The following is an 18,695-nucleotide window of genomic DNA, read 5'->3' on the forward strand; positions in this document are numbered from 1 at the left end:
CAGGCTGTTATAAAATTATTCCGCAGTAGCTCAGTGGTAGAGCTATCGGCTGTTAACCGATCGGTCGTAGGTTCGAGTCCTACCTGCGGAGCCATTTTAACTAACTAGAAAATCAGCTATGCTTCCATAGCTCAGTAGGTAGAGCACTTCCATGGTAAGGAAGAGGTCAGCGGTTCGAGCCCGCTTGGAAGCTTACCTATTTTAATAATAGTAAGGCCCCTTGGTCAAGCGGTTAAGACACCGCCCTTTCACGGCGGTAACACGGGTTCGAATCCCGTAGGGGTCACCATAATATGGAGGATTAGCTCAGCTGGGAGAGCATCTGCCTTACAAGCAGAGGGTCGGCGGTTCGATCCCGTCATCCTCCACCATATTTGCCGGTGTAGCTCAATTGGTAGAGCAACTGACTTGTAATCAGTAGGTTGAGGGTTCAAGTCCTTTCGCCGGCACCACTTTTTTAAATTGAATATGGAGGGGTAGCGAAGTGGCTAAACGCGGCGGACTGTAAATCCGCTCCCTCCGGGTTCGGCGGTTCGAATCCGTCCCCCTCCACCATTCATATTTTAAGAAAAGTTGGACAAACTAGATATTATTAAATCATCATTGGGCTATAGCCAAGCGGTAAGGCATCGCACTTTGACTGCGACATGCGTTGGTTCAAATCCAGCTAGCCCAGCCAAGAGCCATTAGCTCAGTTGGTAGAGCATCTGACTTTTAATCAGAGGGTCGAAGGTTCGAGTCCTTCATGGCTCATTAATTTAACATTGCAGACCCACGGGATTAATTTCTAAGGGTCTTTATCTATGAAATGCGGAAGTAGTTCAGTGGTAGAACACCACCTTGCCAAGGTGGGGGTCGCGGGTTCGAATCCCGTCTTCCGCTCCATTTCTTTGGGGCCTTAGCTCAGCTGGGAGAGCGCCTGCTTTGCACGCAGGAGGTCAGCGGTTCGATCCCGCTAGGCTCCACCATCACACTACATATATTTGCCTTAAATCACCAAGTGATTTAAGGCTTTTTTTATTTGTTTTTTACTATGCTTGTCGCCCCTGAGCAAGGCGCTTCCGCTTTTCGTATGTTTATACATAATTTTGTCGAGTTGAGTCATTACTATGAAAGCGGTTAAAATAGAAGTATAAAGGGTTAGGAGGAGAAATAATGAAAAAGCTTTCGATAATTGGTATGCCGATGGATTTAGGTCAAATGAGACGCGGGGTAGATATGGGTCCGAGCGCAATTCGTTACGCTGGGATAAATGAAAGGCTTAAACCTCTATTCGATGAAGTACATGACTTAGGGGATATCCCGATCGGCAGGCCTGAAGTAGTTATTGATAAAGAATCAAATCTGCGTAATTTAGACTTAGTAGCTGAAAAAAGTGCATTACTTGCTGAAAAAGTGGATGAAGCGATTGAAACAGGTTCATTTCCTCTGGTACTTGGCGGCGACCATAGTATTGCTATTGGTACATTAGCGGGGGTAGCTAAGCATTATAAAAATCTTGGCGTTATTTGGTATGACGCTCATGGTGATTTGAATACAGCAGAAACAAGCCCTTCAGGTAATATCCATGGTATGCCATTGGCAGTGAGCATCGGATTAGGCCATCGCTCTTTAACTGATATTGCAGGCTTTAGTCCTAAAGTTAATCCGGAGAATGTTGTCATTATCGGCGCAAGGTCACTTGACGAGGGTGAGAGAATTTTAATTAAAGAAAAGGGCATAAAAGTTTATACAATGCATGAAATAGACAGACTTGGTATGACAAAAGTGATGGAAGAAACAATTGATTATCTTAAGGAAAAAACAGATGGGGTCCATTTATCTCTTGATTTAGATGGACTTGATCCACATGATGCTCCAGGTGTAGGAACACCTGTCATGGGAGGAATCAGCTACCGCGAAAGCCATCTGGCAATGGAGATGCTGCAAGAAGCCCAAATCATTACCTCTGCAGAATTTGTTGAAGTAAATCCAATTCTTGATGAAAAAAATAAAACTGCCATTTGTGCAGTTGGCCTTATGGGTTCATTATTCGGTGAAAAGCTTTTATAAAATAAGAAGGCAGCAGCTCACGAGCTGCTGCTCCTTTTTATTAATGCTCACAAGAGTTCTTTAATAAATGATATTTATTTAATAATGAATCAAGCCTCATACTGGTTTCAATAACAAGAGAATTTGCAAATGAGGTTTCGGAAGCCATGCGAACCATTTCTTCTCTGCAATTTTCAATATCCTCATTTAGTTTGAACAATTGAATATCCACAAATACTAACCTACTTTCCTCAGGTCCTTACTATTTTTTATCTCCCTAATAAAAATCTTTTATACGAGTTTATTATCCATTTAAGTAAATTTTTGTTAATATTAATGTTATTGAGAAGTTTTTTGTTATATTTGAAACTTTTTTGCTAACGATTCGTACTATCGTATAGCTGCACTGAAGCGAGGTAAATAAATGGAAGCAGTCGTTAAAAAGAGAATTAAACAAGTCATTAAAGGCGATCAAGATGCTTTTGGTGAAATTGTTGAATTGTATAAAAATAGTATCTATCAGCTTTGCTACCGAATGCTTGGAAACCGGCATGAAGCAGAGGATATGGCACAGGAAGCTTTTATTCGTGCCTATATTAATATAAAATCGTTTAATCAAGATTTAAAGTTTTCAACATGGCTGTTTCGTATTGCCACTAATTTATGTATAGATAGAATGCGAAAAAAGAAGCCCGATTACTATTTAGATGCTGAAGTTTCCGGGACAGAGGGTTTGACAATGTATTCACAGATTCCTTCAAATTCCCCGCTCCCCGAAAATGAAATCCAAAGTTTAGAGCTTCATGAAACTGTTCAAAAGGAAATCTTAAAGCTTCCTGAAAAATATCGAACAGCAATCGTATTAAAATATATTGAAGAATTGTCATTAAATGAAATCAGTGAAATCCTTGATTTGCCCCTCGGAACAGTTAAAACCAGAATTCATCGCGGACGGGAAGCATTAAGACAGCAATTACGATATGTGTGATAAGAGGTGAAACAAAAATGTGCCCAAAACAAATCATTGAATTAATGCATGATTTTTTAGATGAAGAAATAAATTCACAGAATGAAATGATTTTAAGAGAGCACCTCCGGAACTGCAAGGAGTGCGAAACGATATTTAATGAATTAAAAAAGACAATAGCATTCGTAAAGAGTACGTCAAATATAAAAGCTCCTGATAATTTTACTGCTAACGTGATGGCCCGTCTTCCAAAAGAAAAGAAAAAGGTCGGAATACAGCGTTGGTTAAAGAACCATCCTTTATTAGCTGCTGCGTCGCTTTTTTTCGTCTTAATGATGGGAAGCTTGTTATCTACTTGGAATCAGGATCATGAATTTTCAGTATCAAAGCAAAGAAACCTAATTGTACAAAACGATACGGTGATTGTCCCTAAAGGGGAAGTGGTTAAAGGGGATGTTATTGTCCGAAACGGAAACCTAAAAATTGAAGGAGAAGTCCAGGGGGATGTTACAGTAATAAACGGAAAAAAGTATATGGCCTCTGCAGGACATGTAACAGGTCAAATTCAAGAGGTTAATGAAGTTTTTGATTGGATTTGGTATTATATGAAAAAAACCGTTCATGAAACGGTAAGTGTATTTGATGATAACAAAAATGAGTAAAAAACAAATCACTCAAAAACGGGTGATTTGTTTTTTACTGAATCAGAATACATATAATAGGTACATGTTAGATTTATGTTATAATAACTAAGGTTATATTCTAATGTTTTTTTAAGTTATAGTACGGAGGAAGAACAATGCCGTTTTTTGCAGATTTCACAATATGGAAATATTTGTCTAGTATTGTTGATGTTCTCCTTGTGTGGTATGTCATTTATAAATTGATAATGGTTATAAGAGGGACAAAGGCCGTTCAATTATTAAAAGGTATTTTTGTTATTCTTCTTGTAAGGATTGTCAGTGAATTTTTAGGCTTAAAAACATTAAGCTGGATGATGGAGCAAGCCATTACATGGGGATTTCTAGCAATAATTATTATCTTTCAGCCTGAACTAAGAAGAGCACTCGAGCAGCTGGGAAGAGGGAAGTTTTTCTCAAGAAGCAGTAATCCTGATGATGAAGATCCCGAGAAAGCTGTGGCTGCAATCATTAAAGCCACAGACTATATGGCGAAACGCCGTATCGGTGCCTTGATTTCTATTGAGAGGGAAACGGGCATGAGTGATTACATAGAAACCGGCATTCATATGGATTCAAACATTTCTTCCGAATTACTCATTAATATTTTTATCCCGAATACGCCGCTCCATGATGGAGCCGTCATTATCCAAAAGAATAATGTCGCAGCCGCTGCCTGTTATCTTCCATTATCGGAAAGCCCGTTTATATCAAAGGAACTTGGGACGAGACACCGTGCTGCATTAGGAATCAGTGAGGTTACGGATAGTGTTACGGTCGTCGTTTCAGAGGAGACAGGGAATATTTCCCTAACGAAAAATGGGGAACTTCATCGTGATTTGAAAGCAGAGGAATTTAAAGAATTACTCTCTAATGAATTGTTATTTACGAACAAAGTCAAACAGACATCCTCAGCCCGTTGGAATTGGAGGGGGAAGAAAAATGGATAAACTGATGGATAATCCGTGGTTTATAAAAATTATTGCCTTGCTGTTGGCGATTCTTCTCTATTCATCTGTGCCGCATACCGGCAGTAAAATAACGGATGTAAATGTACCAGGTGAACAAACCACTGCAACAATAACCGATATCCCTGTAAAAGTATATTACGATACCGAGAATCTGGTTGTATCGGGTATTCCAAATACAGTTGATATGACCATAAAAGGCCCTGTTACACATGTTCAGTCAGCGAAAGCACTAAAAAACTTTGAGGTTTATGTTGATTTAACAAAGGCGAAAATTGGCAATCAGACAGTTAAACTTAAAGTTAAGAACCTATCTGATAAATTGAAGGCAACAATCGAGCCGGGTTATGTAAACGTATCGATTCAAGAGAAGATTACGAAGGAATTCAAGGTTGAAGCAGAGTTTAACAGCAGCTTGCTTGAAGACGGTTATTCTGCGGGACAGCCTATTGTCGAACCGAATAAGGTAAAGATAACCGGGGCGAAAAATGTAATTGATCGGATTACTTATGTAAAAGCGATTGTTGATACCAAGAATCATCTTACCGATACGATTACAAAGGAAGCGCGTATAAGTGTCCTTGATAGAGAGTTGAATAAATTGGAAGTAGCGGTGGACCCCGGCATTGTAAAGGTAACGATACCTGTTAAAAGCACCAGCAAAAACGTTCCAATAAGCATTGTTCAAAAAGGAACGCCGCCTTCCGGAGTATCGATTGATTCCATAACACTCGATGCAACTGATGCCTCCATTATAGGGAGTGAAGATGTTTTAAAAGATACTGACCACGTCCGGGTAGAAGTAGACGTAAGTAAAATTAGTGACAACACGACCCTTACTTTACCTGTCATCATTTCAAATGGAATCACAAAGGTGACACCGCAATTGGTAAAAGCAACTGTAACAGTGAAGAAACAAGGACAAAAATCAGTATCGGGCCTCCCTTTAAAAATAAGGGGTTTGTCCAATTCTTATCAGGCGCAGATTAATGACCCTGTTAATCAGATGATTAATCTATATGTTAACGGTCCGAATTCAGTCGTAGATGGGTTAACGCCTAATGACTTTAACGCCTTTATTGATCTAACGAGTCTTGCTGAAGGCAATCATGAAGTGAAAATTCAAGTTGAAGGTCCTCCCGATGTAAATTGGACACCGGATAAATCGACAGCAACAATTACTATATCTAAAAATGCATAATACGAGAGCAGTATACTTGAAGGAGCGATTTTTGAAATGGGAAAATATTTTGGTACCGATGGAGTTCGCGGAGTGGCAAACAGTGAGTTAACACCTGAATTAGCCTTTAAATTAGGCCGTTTTGGCGGATATGTGTTAACAAAAGATAAGGATCGGCCAAAAGTCATTATTGGACGTGATACCCGAATCTCGGGCCATATGCTTGAGGGAGCCCTTGTTGCAGGGTTACTTTCCATCGGAGCAGAAGTTATGAGACTGGGGGTTATTTCGACTCCGGGAGTAGCATACTTAACAAAAGCATTGGGTGCTCAAGCCGGTGTCATGATTTCTGCTTCGCATAACCCGGTCGCGGACAACGGGATTAAATTTTTTGGTCCTGATGGCTTTAAGCTATCAGATGAACAAGAGTTAGAAATAGAGGCATTAATTGACCTTCCGGATGACCAATTACCACGGCCGATTGGGTCTGAGCTTGGTCAGGTGATGGATTATTTTGAAGGCGGCCAAAAGTATCTTCAATTCCTAAAACACACAGTAGATGAGGATTTCTCCGGAATTCATATTGCATTGGATTGTGCACACGGTGCTACCTCATCATTGGCTACCCATTTATATGCAGATTTAGACGCTGACTTATCTACCATGGGTGCATCCCCAAATGGTTTAAATATCAATGCAGGTGTGGGTTCCACCCATCCAGAGTCACTTGCGGCTTTGGTTAAAGAAAAAGGAGCAGATGTTGGACTTTCCTTTGATGGTGATGGAGATCGTTTAATTGCGATTGATGAAAAAGGAAATATTGTCGACGGGGATCAAATCATGTACATCTGTGGAAAGTATATGAAAGAACAAGGTCGATTAAAGCATGGTACCATTGTTTCAACAGTTATGAGTAATCTTGGATTTTATAAAGGACTTGAAAGTCATGGGATTCACAGTATCCCAACGGCGGTCGGTGATCGCTACGTAGTAGAAGAAATGAAGAAAAATGGCTTTAATCTTGGCGGAGAGCAATCAGGTCATATTATTTTCTTGGATTATAATACTACCGGTGATGGCTTATTAACCGGTTTGCAGTTAGTAAATATTATGAAAGCAACACAAAAGCCTTTATCTGAATTGGCAGGCGAAATGAAAAAATTTCCTCAAAAACTAGTTAATGTAAGGGTAACAGATAAAAATCATGTCACTGATAATGTAAGAGTTAAGGCTGTAATTGAGCAGGTGGAGCAAGAAATGGCCGGGGATGGAAGGATTCTTGTCCGCCCCTCCGGAACAGAACCGCTTGTACGTGTAATGGCAGAGGCCCCTTCAGAGGAGCTGTGCGAAGCCTATGTAAATCGTATCGTTTCTGTTGTAAAAGAAGAAATGGAATTAAAAGAATAGAGACATATAAATATGCATAAGGGAACCCTATAAACCCCTTATGCATATTTTATTATGTATAATTTTACAATTATTTATAAAAATGTAGAATTTTATAGTCAAGAAGTGGTTGACGGACTTCTGACAATCAGGTAAGATGAATTTGCTTTATATCTTCAAAGTGGAAAATTATTCATTTAAAAAGAAAGGTGGATCGCGGATAGTTTTAACTAAAGCGCCTGAACTAATCTGAAGCAGTCAGATTAGTTGACGAGGAGGAGGTTTATCGAATGTTCGGCGGATACCTCCCGGTTGAATCGCACAACCGTAAACTCTTCTTTAAAACACCTGAGGCAACTCGGTGCACAAAGAGAAGAAGCTGCGCAAACAAAAAAAGGTATAGACGGATACCTTAAAAGAACAGAGATAAGGGGGCAAGTACGCCTCCGGTGCATTCTTGCCCCCTATATTTAGGGAGGAAAAGAAAAAATGTGTGGAATTGTTGGATATATTGGAAATAATGATTCAAAAGAAATCTTATTAAAAGGTTTAGAAAAGCTTGAATATAGAGGATACGACTCGGCCGGTATTGCGGTTAAGAATGAAAATGGCGTTCACGTTTTTAAAGAAAAGGGCCGGATTGCCGACCTTCGCAGTATTGTCGATGAAAATGTTGTGGCAAATATTGGAATTGGTCATACCCGTTGGGCTACTCACGGTGTTCCCAGCCAGCTAAATGCCCATCCTCACCAAAGTACGTCGGGTCGTTTTACGCTTGTTCATAACGGTGTCATTGAAAACTACGATATCTTAAAGCGGGAATATTTAGCGGACGCTACATTCGTAAGTGAAACGGATACAGAAGTAATCGTTCAGTTAATTGAGCTGTTTGTAAAAGAAGGTCTTGAAGTAATTGAAGCGTTCCGCAAAACATTAACTCTTTTAAAAGGATCTTATGCCCTTGCTTTGTTAGATGCCGAGAATAATGAAACAATTTTTGTAGCAAAAAATAAAAGCCCTCTGCTTGTCGGCCTCGGTAATGACTTTAATGTGGTTGCAAGCGATGCAATGGCAATGCTTCAAGTAACTGATCAATATGTTGAATTAGTGGATAAAGAAATTGTTATTGTCACAAAGGATCACGTAACCATTCAAAACCTTAACGGTGATATCATTAGCCGTAAGCCATATACAGCTGAGCTTGATGCAAGTGATATAGAAAAGGGGACGTATCCGCATTATATGCTCAAAGAAATTGATGAGCAGCCGCTTGTAATGAGGAAAATCATTCAAACGTATCAAAATGAACAAGGTGAATTAACAATTGCACCTGAGATTATCAATGCGATGAATGATTCGGACAGGGTATATATTATTGCGGCGGGAACTTCCTATCATGCAGGCCTTGTTGGTAAACAGTTTATTGAAAAGATCGCTAAGATTCCTGTTGAAGTCCATGTGGCAAGTGAATTTGGCTACAACATGCCGCTTTTATCTGATAAACCATTGTTTATTTTTATTTCACAAAGCGGCGAAACAGCGGACAGCCGTGCCGTTCTTGTAAGTGTAAAGGAATTAGGTCATCGTACATTAACAATTACGAATGTTCCCGGGTCCACTCTTTCACGTGAAGCAGATTATACTCTTCTTTTACATGCAGGTCCGGAAATTGCAGTTGCTTCGACTAAAGCATACACTGCACAGTTAGCGGTTTTATCTATTTTAGCTGAAGTAACGGCAAAAAGCCGCAATTATACTCTTGGCTTTGACCTTGTACATGAACTGGGCATCGTGGCAAATGCGATGGAAGTTCTCTGTGATTCAAAAGAACTAATTGAGCACATTTCCAGAGAGTTTTTATCTGTAACGCGAAATGCCTTCTTCATCGGCCGTTCGGTTGACCACTATGTTGGTTTAGAAGGTGCCTTGAAGTTAAAGGAAATTTCTTATATACAAGCAGAGGGCTTTGCAGGCGGAGAATTAAAGCATGGCACGATTGCTTTAATTGAAGAAGGTACTCCGATCATTGCTCTCGCAACTCAAGAAAGTGTAAACTTAAGCATTCGCGGTAATGTCAAAGAAGTCGTTGCCCGCGGAGCAAACCCATGCATCATTTCGATGAAGGGGTTAGAAATGGACGAAGACAGCTTCGTCATTCCTGAAGTACATGAATTATTAACACCACTTATCTCTGTCATACCTATGCAATTAATTGCCTACTATGCTGCCTTGCACCGTGATTGCGACGTCGACAAACCGCGTAATTTGGCAAAATCGGTAACGGTTGAATAAAAGCTTATTAATAGAATCGAGAACTGTTGAAAGACAAAAAAGTCGGGTAATGCCATTTTGTCCGTGAAAAATAAAGTGTAACTAAAAAATAAATATGGTAACACACGAAAGGCTTGATCCATTTTGGATTGAGTCTTTTTTTATACGTGCCCAGAAAGCAGAATTTGCCTGACAATTTTCCACTGGGAATTGTGAGACAAATCCTCTTCTGAAATTAACCAATTTTTTGACTTGACATAAGGAGCATTTATCAGACAAATATGGACGTAAGCCGATGATTGTCGTTGGACTATGCTTATTCGTTATTTCCAACTTATTGGCTGCTGCTGCAGATCATTTTTCGCTTTTTCTTGTTTCACGATTAATTGGCGGTATGGGTTCTGCTGCCTTGGTTCCCTCCATTATGGCTTATGTCGTTGATATCACGACAGATGAACAGAGGCCTAGAGCGATGTCATTTCTAGGCGCTTCGATGTCATCCGGTTTTATTATTGGTCCGGGTTTGGGAGGATTGTTTGCTGAGTTTGGAACTAGGGTTCCTTTCTTTGCGTCTGCAAGTATTGGTCTTTTGGCGGTGATCTGTTGCTTACCATTATTACCGGAATCCAAATCTGTAGAGGTTCGTCTCATGCATCTGAAATCGAAACAGAAGAAAGAAAATATTTTTCGTCAACTTGCACAATCGGTTAAATCTCGCTATTTTATCCTATTGTTAATGATATTCGCTCTTACATTCGGACTTACTCACTTTGAGGCGATATATCCGTTGTTCGTTACTCAGAGCTATGGATTTACGACTAGAGATATTTCCATCTTGTTTATGGTTTGTTCCTTGATCGGTACATTCAACCAAGTAATGCTGACCAACAGGCTTACACAAAGATTTGGGGAAAAGCTAATTATTAGCAGCATGCTCTTGCTATCGGCAGTATCTCTTGTGTTCTTACTATTCTCGGGCAATTTCTTTTATGTAATGGTAATTACGATGTTGTTTTTCACATTTAATAACATATTACGGCCGACGATTAACACGTTACTATCGAAGGAAGCTGGAAATGAACAAGGATTTGTAGCAGGGTTGAACAATGCCTATATGAGTCTCGGACAAATTTTTGGGCCAGTGCTTGCGGGGGCTTTATTCGATATTCATATCAACCTGCCTTATCTATTCGGAGCAATCGTGCTACTTGTCAGCTGCTTTATATCAGTCAAGTGGTTAGGGATTAAGAATGGAGTAATCCCCCAAGAAAATAGGAGAGTAAAGGATCAAGCCTTATAGGGGGAATACATTCGCAATGTGTTTAAAAGCCATTTATTGAGTAATTTTCTAAAATGTAGGTAGCAATAAATAGGAATAGGAGCATCTATATATGTGGAAGTGGATGATAGCATTTATAGGATGTATTTTCTTGCTTCAAGGATGTGTCTCAAATGACAGTGGAGAAATCAAAAAACAAGAAAAGCAAAGGGAAGTCGTTACCCAAGGAGTGAATGAACAGCTTCTTCAAGCAGCGGATAGTGGAAAAGGTAAATATCATAAGAAAGTTGATTAAGGAAGGTGTAAGTATTAATGCACAGGACACAAAAGGACGAACTGCTACTATGATTGCAACATATAAAAATGACATAGAGACTGCGAAAGTCCTAATTGAGGCGGGTGCAGACGTCAACATTCAAGATAACATGAAAAATAATCCCTTCTTATATGCTGGTGCAGAAGGATAAATTGAAATCCTGAAGCTTACGATTGATGCAGGTGCTGACCCCGCCATTACTAACCGATATGGAGGAGAGGAACTGCTTTGATCCCAGCCTCAGAACATGGTTATGTTGATGTTGTAAAATTGCTTCTTGATAATACGGATATCGATGTAAATCATGTTAACAATCTAGGTTGGACTGCATAGATGGAAGCGATTGTTCTGGGTGATGGGGGAGAAAGCCAACAAGAAACCATTAAATTATTAATTGAACATGGAGCGGATGTGAACATACCAGATTTGGAAGGAGTGACTCCACTTCAACATGCAAAAGATAGAGGTTTTGAAGAAATAAAAGAAATACTTCTCCTTGCAGGAGCGAAATGACAGAAATTCAGAAAGTAGCATACGTGGAAAATCGCTTTTTTGAAATAAAATAGCCCTATTGCTCTAGATAAAATTTGATGTTTCATGCAATAGGAAAAAATGAAAATAGAACAACTTATGTAATGAAAAGTATGAAAATTGATAAATCGGGCGCTTTAATTTAATAAAACGAGAGCACATATTAGGTCTAATATGTGCTCTTATTTATGTTTAAGAATTTCTATAATTTAGGTCTTTATAACTTAAGGATGCTGCTGATAAATACATGCATACTGTTGTTAAAATTCTATCTTTTTATGAAAATTTTTTCATTTCTTAAACTGGCCCGCTTTGCTAGCTATACCCCTTTATAACGTACCCAAAAGCCGCTGACCGTATCCGATTCCAAGTGGGAGCTGACCACAGCCAGCACGCAATATTTATGATTACAGTTAATTACAGTTAATTACAGATTGAGTTGCATTTTATGGTGGAAGCATTTTCCTAACGATTGGCTGTTTACTTTCTCACCCCAGTAACAAACTATACTGAATTCAATTTATATCGGAGGGAATCGTCAATGATTCAACAAACTGTACAATCAGAAGTTTTAAAAGTGTTAAGCGACCGTCGTGCTGTGAAACAATATAAAGTCGGCCACCAAATGCCGAAAGAGGATCTTGAACAATTGCTGAAATCCGCTTCCGAAACGCCATCTTCTTGGAACCTTCAGCACTGGAAGTTCCTCGTTATCGAAGATCAAGCTCAGAAAGATAGACTGCTTCCAATTGCTTACGGACAAAAGCAAATCGTGGAAAGCACCGTCGTGATCGCTGTTTTGGGTGATCTTGAAGCAAACAAAAATGCAGAGCTTGTTTTTGGTCCTGCTGTAAAAGGCGGATTTATGTCTAAAGAAGTGATGGACACTCTAGTCGATCAAATTAATAGCGCATACCAATATCCGCAACTTGCGCGAGATGAAGCGATCCGCAATGGCTCCTTGGCTTCTATGCAGCTTATGATTGCCGCGAAAGCAATGGGTTACGATACTTGTCCGATGGGTGGATATGACGCGGCCAAATTCGTAGAAGCGTTTAATGTTCCTGCCCGCTATGTACCCGTGATGCTAATCACCGTTGGCCTTGCTGCATCGCCGGCAAGACCGTCCGGCCGTCTTTCTCTGGATCAAATTACTGTTAAGAATACATTCTAATTAAGATTGCAAAAAGGCTAAATGAGACTTCTTTCAGCAAACAGGGGCAAGAATTAAAGAAAATCAATGCATATTTTAGGCATTGTTTTTTGCATACCTATTTAAAAATACTTTCTATAAAGCTCTTGCCTAAAGCTCCCACTTAACTGTGCATAGATCCTTGTAGTCTCACTTTTCTCGTGCCCCAAATAAACTTTGAATAACTTCAAGAGGGGCACCATTATTTAACATGTGAGTGGCATAGCTGTGCCTCAATTGGTGCGGATGAATCGTTTTATTTATTCGTGCCCGACTAGAAATCCGCTTGATGATGTATCTCATTTGAGCTATGCTCATTCGATGTGGATTCCGTTCGGTGACAAAAATGGCGGGATCTCCGTCCTGGCGTTGATCAAGGTAACGCTTAAGCCAAATTTGGCAGCGGATATTAAAATAAACTTCCCTTTCTTTATCCCCTTTTCCTCTTACGACGGCTGAACGATTTGACCAATTAATTCGATTTTTTTCTAATGAAACAATTTCACCAATACGGCAGCCTGTAGAAAACATAAATTCAAACAAAGCCTTTTCCATTGAAGTGGTGCATGCTTCCCGTAAATGTTCGATTTCAAATTCGATCAAAAACTTAGGAATACGTTTCCCATGCCTTTGACAATAACAAAGTACATCTCTCCCTAAAAATTAATTTTTAGAGGAATTATTGACCTTATTCTTAAAATTGAAACGGAAGAAACTATTCAACTATTGTAAGCAGGTTAGTGGAAGAAGGATTAACTATCAGACACTCCAATTATCAGAGAGGACTATGTTGTTTGGTAATGCCAATTTCATTGTAGTTGAGTTTAAGCTGATAGAAAAAAGGCTGTCCAAAAGGTAGTTTCATGGATTTGTGTACAAGCAGTTTTGTCTCTTCTTGCATATTATTTATGGATATCCCTAAGTGAATTTTATTGATTGAAAGGAAGGATTTATTTGAATAACAACTTTGAAGAAAATTTCTTAGAAGAAAGTTCATCAGAAGAGAGTGGTGATAATAAAGGAGGTAATAGAATGGTGAAGGCAATTACAACTGGTGTATTTCATGTGCCCGTTGATAACCAAGTGCCAGATACCAATACTATGATCAACATCTATTTCAAAAATCCGAGTTCAAAACTGCTTACTGCGAATTTCCTAGTGGAATTTTCCTCTCCTGGGGTAGCTCCTGGCGTTCAAAACCCGGAAATTTCGTCTCCACCAAATGGTAGCTGGACTGTAACAGTTCTCCCACACCATACCCTCGTCATCGTAGTCATCGGTCCCGCTTTGGCTTTCGGAACATGGCGTTTTTCATTTTGGGGCGATATTGACCGCAAGGAAATGAAAAACAAACTTAGCGTTGAAGTAATTGCTGGGACAATATTTGGTTCTGGACCGGATTTGGCTTTTGATGATGCAGGGGCGACTTTCCCTCATGCGTTGTTTGTTGATGCAAAAATTGAAGTAACCGGTCCAGCAGTCCCAGTCCCAACAGGCGGTATCATTTCGGTCTAACAAACGAAACAGCTTACAGAATGGAAGGCGATTGCTTGATGCAGTCGTCCTTTCTTTTTCCGGCATGGTGTTATCCCAATGTAACAAAATAAATATTAAGTTACATTCATTTATTGAAGATATAAAAGGCATTAAGCTAAAATAACTGAAGGTTTGTGAAATGATACACTTAAACAAACGGGTGCTTTAGTAAAATAACTGAGGTGCCATTTTTGGTAGCTTTTTCACATTTTCCATCTTCAGCAATCGGGCGCTTTTCCGGAACACGGAAAGCGTCATTTTTAATGGAATAAAGAATTGAGTTAAATAACAAGTTTTGAAATAATTATAATTTAGCATAAAAACTTTGTGGGGTTGCGTTGAAAAAAGGACCACTAATTGCTGGATTTGAGCCAGGAAATTGTTTCTTCAAAACGGTATAAGTGAATATATAACGAGAAATTTAAAAATTTTCGTCTGCAATTAGTATGAATTTGTAGATTCGAAAAAAACACAACAAATTCATTTGAAGTTGTGCTAACATGGCAAGACTAGATTTAGAGAATGGAGAGGGTATCACTATGAAAATAAATCTATTAATTGCGAACAATATTAACAAATTAGATGCAGCACTACCAGTAGATAAATCGTTAGGAATTGCTGGGTTGTCTGGATCTGGTAAAACAACTTTTTGTCAAACTATTGGTGAAGAATCCAAGAAGCGTCTCGTTTCCTTATTGCCTAAGGCTGAATACCAGTATTTATTTTCCAATATTATGGAAACCAATTTTAGTGCCATCAAGATGGAAGACATGCCTTTAGTGCTTTTTCTCGGAAAATCATCGATTTCTTCCAATCCGCGCTCAACGATTGGTACCCATACGGGCGTTTTTAAAGAGTTACGCGTGTGGCTTGCTGAAAAATTTAATCTTTCTCCAGAAGTTTTTTCCTTTAATAATGCATTAGGCTGGTGCCCGGATTGTAAAGGACGCGGAACTACCAAAAATGTCGAATGTCCAAAGTGTAAGGGGAATCGCTATAATCAGGAAGTGGAAGAATATACGATTGAATTATTTGGCAAACCACATACTATTTCCGATATCAACAACTTAAGCATTGAATCTATTAATTCATTAACAGAGGTTTTACATATTAGTGAAGCGAAACAGCATATTCTTAAAAATATTATCAATATGAATATTGGTTACTTAACATTAAATCGGATCATGGGTACATTGTCAGGAGGGGAATTAACACGGCTTTACTTGGCAGAATTCATGGCGGCAAGTGAAAATACCGTAATTATCATTGATGAAATCTCTGTAGGTCTCGATCATCAAACACTCTTAAAAATTTTAGAAGAGATTAAACAATTAGGCTATAGGAATCAAATTTGGCTCATTGATCATTCTGACACGGTACTCGACACAACGGATGAGCAAGTGTTCTTTGGACCTGGCAGTGGTAAATACGGCGGAAAAATTGTCGAGGAATCACCTCGTCCAAAACCTGTTATTTGGGAACGAAATCAGGCAATGCCAACAGAATACTATCAATTTCATGATCTTTACTGTCGTAATATTCAAATGGCTGAAATTCAGATTCCCAAAAATAGACTTGTCACCTTTACGGGTGAATCTGGATGTGGTAAATCGACCCTTGTCAATGAGTGTATGTCCAAAGATTTTCTGAAGCGGTATCCAAAAGATAAACTGGTCATGGTGGGGCAAGATCGAAACCAATCGATTACCAGCCGGTCAACCGTTGCGACTTTTCTTGATATCAAAAAGAAACTCACCAAATACAGTGAGGATATTGATGATATTTTTCAGCGCTCGATTGAAGATATTATTGATGAAATGCCAAATGAAGACATCGCTCATAAACGCTTGAGTTTATTAATCAAACTTGGACTTGGTTATTTGACGTTAGAAAGAAAAACACAATCCTTATCGACTGGTGAATTTCAATGTGTTCATTTAGTTTCTGAGCTGTTTGCCAACTCGAGAAACCCGCATACGCTGTTTATTTTTGACGAGCCTTCAAAAGGGTTATCTCAAAATATTTTAAATCAATTCATTGATAGTGTCAGGGTCATTCTGCAGGATGAATCTGTCTCAATTATGATGATTGAACATAATACTTATATGCTAGAAAACTCTGATTTTATCGTTGATTTTGGTAAAAGACAGCTTGCACCTGTTCAACATCTTGATGTTGTCAGTCATGATGATTATTATCGTCAAAAAAACAGTGCAGATAGAGTTGCTCCATTGCAAATTTCTTCAACACTCAATCAACAAAATGGAATTAACTACTTAAAAGAAAATCATATTGTCTATTTTAAAAATGCAGAAAACGTCTATAAGGGCGGTATCTTAAAAAGCTTATCACCAATGGCCCGTGTGATTTATGGTGAATACGAATCTGAAACAATTGCACCCGTTATCGCCATTGATCTGGAACGGCACTTGTATAGCCAATATAGTTTTCTCTATGAAATTGGCGGCCTGATCAACCATATTGTGGCGGCGCATCCGACCAATAAAGATACGAGAAGCTTCGATTTCTATTATCAAGAAAATCATTGTCCATGCTGCTCGGGCCGCCGGGTGATTGAAAAATTTGATATTGATGTTGTTATTAAGGACAAAACCGTGCCATTCTGGGATGGCCTATTGCATCCAGACGTGATGGAGGTTTTAAAATACTATCAATACCCAAAATTGCAATTCCTCTTTGATGAGATTAAGAATGAGCTCGGTCAGGATATAAGTAAAAGCTATAATGAGATGACAGAAGCAGAAAAGCATACCTTTTTATACGGGTATTGGGAAAAGTCATTCTATGATAAAGCTGGCAAGGCGTCGAGGACATGGGAGGGCTTTAATATCATCATTGGGCGGTATATGTTTATTTCGAAATCGATTATTAAAGAGCATATGAAAGCATCCAAAGAGATGATTACCTGTCCGATTTGTCAAGGAACCGTGCTAAACCATCATAAAAAGCTTAAATTTGGTGACACGGATATTCGTGAGATTATTCAACAGCCACTTGATCAAGTTTTGCAAACAGTAGGGAAGTTACCGGAACTGGAAAAATTGAAAGCCATTGTTGGCGGCGATATGGCTTTGACGGAAGATGTCTCCCTGTTGCCTAGGGAAACACAAGTCGCGCTGAAAATGCTTGAACTGGATCAAGCAAGCTTTGCCCATTATGAAATGGTTTTACAAAATGTCTTACCATTCTGGGACAGAATTAGAGGCAATATCGAATCCATCAGCGTCCATAATCGGATTACCATCTGTGATTTTGCCAATATCACCGAAACGAGAGAAACCATCATTGATAAGTATTTCACCAATGGAAAATACAAAAAACTGACGTATGTCTATGAAGCGTTTGGTTTCAAAAAAATTGTCACCCAAATTAATAAGATTAAAGCAAGTCATCCATGTCCATTCTGTAAAGGGAAGAAAGTTATTTCAGAAGATGGTCTCCATGATGGCGTTTATAAATTATCGATACCATGTGTTAGCTGTCATGCAAGCGGCATTAATGAAGAAGGACGAAAGGAAATCGTCGCATGTCTAGACGTGCAAACATGGCTGACTGGCAACGTAAGTGATGTTGTGGCTGAAAGCTTACGGACGGAGGACGTTGGTGATATTCCAATTTTCAATCGTATTCGGGAGTTGAATAAACAAGATATGATGGCGGTTTACCAATGCCTTGAGCAAAATAATTAAATTAGATTTAATAAAACAAGCGATATTTTAATACAGAGCTAGATGTCAGTCAGTGAAGAAAACTCATTTGCAATAATAAATTGCAAATGAGTATTTATGCTATTCTGAAGAGGAGCTTGTTGGTTTAAAAGAATATTAAAAGTGTCAATCTAGATAGACAAAAGAACGGAGAAAATCTACTTATTATCTAAGCATGCCCATCAAAGCAAAAGTCCTTATGAATGCTTTCAATCTAAGGGAGTAGAAGAAATTGCAAAAGGAAATTACGATACAGAAATTACCCATCCGACAAAAAACAAAATCCAAGCGTTGATAGTATCGTTCAATAATATGGCAAAGAAATTGAAAAAAGGCGAAGAAATACAGAAGGAATATGAAGAAAACCGCAAGCTATTGCTGGCCAAATAAAGATGGTTTCCAAATCTTAAAGGCAGTCCGCAGCGAAAGAGAGATCCCGGTCATCATTGTTTCTGCCAAAACCGATGATATTGATAAAATTAGAGGCTTAGGTTACGGAGCAGATGATTATTTAACGAAGCCGTTTAGTCCGGCAGAACTTGTTTAGAGAGAACAGAAACGAATTATACAGTTTTTAATTGTATGGGAGAAGTAAAGGAACAGGGAAAAGCACCGAGTGTGTTAATAGAT

Annotated in this window: 12 protein-coding genes, 10 tRNA genes and 4 pseudogenes; 24 read left to right on the plus strand and 2 right to left on the minus strand. The window is 38.9% G+C overall.

Annotation, left to right across the window (positions count from 1 at the left end; genetic code table 11):
* Nucleotides 1-19 precede the first annotated feature (19 nt).
* From J2S10_RS25675 to rocF, 11 genes are all read left to right on the plus strand, one after another.
* Nucleotides 20-94: transfer RNA gene (locus tag J2S10_RS25675), tRNA-Asn, on the plus strand.
* Between the two features lie 26 nt (nucleotides 95-120).
* Nucleotides 121-193: transfer RNA gene (locus J2S10_RS25680), tRNA-Thr, on the plus strand.
* Nucleotides 194-214: 21 nt separating this feature from the next.
* Nucleotides 215-289 (plus strand) — tRNA-Glu (locus J2S10_RS25685).
* Nucleotides 290-295: 6 nt separating this feature from the next.
* Nucleotides 296-371: transfer RNA gene (locus tag J2S10_RS25690), tRNA-Val, on the plus strand.
* 5 nt (nucleotides 372-376) lie between these two features.
* Nucleotides 377-452: transfer RNA gene (locus J2S10_RS25695), tRNA-Thr, on the plus strand.
* A gap of 18 nt (nucleotides 453-470) precedes the next feature.
* Nucleotides 471-555, plus strand: a tRNA-Tyr gene (locus J2S10_RS25700).
* 49 nt (nucleotides 556-604) lie between these two features.
* Nucleotides 605-679, plus strand: a tRNA-Gln gene (locus J2S10_RS25705).
* A gap of 1 nt (nucleotide 680) precedes the next feature.
* Nucleotides 681-753: transfer RNA gene (locus J2S10_RS25710), tRNA-Lys, on the plus strand.
* 57 nt (nucleotides 754-810) lie between these two features.
* A tRNA-Gly gene (locus J2S10_RS25715) sits at nucleotides 811-885 on the plus strand.
* Between the two features lie 7 nt (nucleotides 886-892).
* Nucleotides 893-968 (plus strand) — tRNA-Ala (locus tag J2S10_RS25720).
* A 187-nt stretch (nucleotides 969-1,155) separates the two neighbouring features.
* Nucleotides 1,156-2,052 carry an arginase gene (rocF, locus tag J2S10_RS25725; protein WP_307413784.1) on the plus strand — a complete coding sequence of 299 codons (897 nt, stop codon included), beginning with the start codon at nucleotides 1,156-1,158 and terminating at the stop codon, nucleotides 2,050-2,052.
* Nucleotides 2,053-2,092: 40 nt separating this feature from the next.
* On the opposite strand, the gene J2S10_RS25730 is transcribed toward rocF, so the two are convergent.
* On the minus strand, nucleotides 2,093-2,263 hold the full coding sequence (locus J2S10_RS25730; protein WP_307413786.1) for an aspartyl-phosphate phosphatase Spo0E family protein: 171 nt from the start codon (nucleotides 2,261-2,263) through the stop codon (nucleotides 2,093-2,095).
* Nucleotides 2,264-2,455: 192 nt separating this feature from the next.
* Between J2S10_RS25730 and sigW the strand changes: the two genes are divergently transcribed.
* The 10 genes and pseudogenes from sigW to J2S10_RS25775 all read left to right on the plus strand — a co-directional run bounded on the left by sigW (nucleotide 2,456) and on the right by J2S10_RS25775 (nucleotide 12,783).
* Nucleotides 2,456-3,019 carry an RNA polymerase sigma factor SigW gene (gene sigW / locus J2S10_RS25735; protein ID WP_307413788.1) on the plus strand — a complete coding sequence of 188 codons (564 nt, stop codon included), beginning with the start codon at nucleotides 2,456-2,458 and terminating at the stop codon, nucleotides 3,017-3,019.
* Between the two features lie 17 nt (nucleotides 3,020-3,036).
* Nucleotides 3,037-3,660, plus strand: coding sequence for an anti-sigma factor family protein (locus tag J2S10_RS25740; RefSeq protein ID WP_307413790.1), 624 nt, complete (start codon nucleotides 3,037-3,039; stop codon nucleotides 3,658-3,660).
* Nucleotides 3,661-3,797: 137 nt separating this feature from the next.
* Entirely contained in the window at nucleotides 3,798-4,628 is an 831-nt protein-coding gene (gene cdaA, locus J2S10_RS25745) for a diadenylate cyclase CdaA (protein ID WP_307413793.1), read from the plus strand.
* Nucleotides 4,621-5,847: a CdaR family protein gene (locus tag J2S10_RS25750; protein ID WP_307413796.1), complete on the plus strand. Its 1,227-nt coding sequence runs from the start codon at nucleotides 4,621-4,623 to the stop codon at nucleotides 5,845-5,847. Before cdaA ends, J2S10_RS25750 begins: the two co-directional genes overlap by 8 nt.
* Before the next feature lie 36 nt (nucleotides 5,848-5,883).
* Nucleotides 5,884-7,233, plus strand: a complete 1,350-nt coding sequence (gene glmM, locus J2S10_RS25755; RefSeq protein ID WP_307413799.1) for a phosphoglucosamine mutase — start codon at nucleotides 5,884-5,886, stop codon at nucleotides 7,231-7,233.
* Nucleotides 7,234-7,701: 468 nt separating this feature from the next.
* Nucleotides 7,702-9,504 carry a glutamine--fructose-6-phosphate transaminase (isomerizing) gene (gene glmS / locus J2S10_RS25760; RefSeq protein ID WP_307413801.1) on the plus strand — a complete coding sequence of 601 codons (1,803 nt, stop codon included), beginning with the start codon at nucleotides 7,702-7,704 and terminating at the stop codon, nucleotides 9,502-9,504.
* A 259-nt stretch (nucleotides 9,505-9,763) separates the two neighbouring features.
* Nucleotides 9,764-10,783, plus strand: a pseudogene (locus J2S10_RS25765) (MFS transporter); the annotation flags it as partial.
* A gap of 91 nt (nucleotides 10,784-10,874) precedes the next feature.
* Complete coding sequence (locus J2S10_RS27630; protein ID WP_442417894.1) at nucleotides 10,875-11,057, plus strand: hypothetical protein; 183 nt, start codon at nucleotides 10,875-10,877, stop codon at nucleotides 11,055-11,057.
* Nucleotides 11,050-11,591 (plus strand): annotated as a pseudogene (locus J2S10_RS25770) (ankyrin repeat domain-containing protein); the annotation flags it as partial. The gene J2S10_RS27630 and the pseudogene J2S10_RS25770, both read left to right, overlap by 8 nt.
* 562 nt (nucleotides 11,592-12,153) lie before the next feature.
* Nucleotides 12,154-12,783 carry a nitroreductase family protein gene (locus J2S10_RS25775; protein ID WP_370876291.1) on the plus strand — a complete coding sequence of 210 codons (630 nt, stop codon included), beginning with the start codon at nucleotides 12,154-12,156 and terminating at the stop codon, nucleotides 12,781-12,783.
* A gap of 101 nt (nucleotides 12,784-12,884) precedes the next feature.
* Here the strand turns inward: J2S10_RS25775 and J2S10_RS25780 are convergent.
* A pseudogene (locus J2S10_RS25780) lies at nucleotides 12,885-13,425 on the minus strand (tyrosine-type recombinase/integrase); the annotation flags it as partial.
* A 330-nt stretch (nucleotides 13,426-13,755) separates the two neighbouring features.
* On the opposite strand from J2S10_RS25780, the gene J2S10_RS25785 reads away from it, so the two are divergent.
* The 3 genes and pseudogenes from J2S10_RS25785 to J2S10_RS25795 form a co-directional block, all read left to right on the plus strand.
* Complete coding sequence (locus tag J2S10_RS25785) at nucleotides 13,756-14,316, plus strand: hypothetical protein (RefSeq protein WP_307413808.1); 561 nt, start codon at nucleotides 13,756-13,758, stop codon at nucleotides 14,314-14,316.
* Between the two features lie 560 nt (nucleotides 14,317-14,876).
* Complete coding sequence (locus J2S10_RS25790; RefSeq protein WP_307413810.1) at nucleotides 14,877-18,047, plus strand: ATP-binding cassette domain-containing protein; 3,171 nt, start codon at nucleotides 14,877-14,879, stop codon at nucleotides 18,045-18,047.
* Nucleotides 18,048-18,447: 400 nt separating this feature from the next.
* Nucleotides 18,448-18,609, plus strand: a pseudogene (locus J2S10_RS25795) (response regulator transcription factor); the annotation flags it as partial.
* Nucleotides 18,610-18,695 lie beyond the last annotated feature (86 nt).

It is taken from the genome of Neobacillus ginsengisoli, assembly GCF_030813055.1.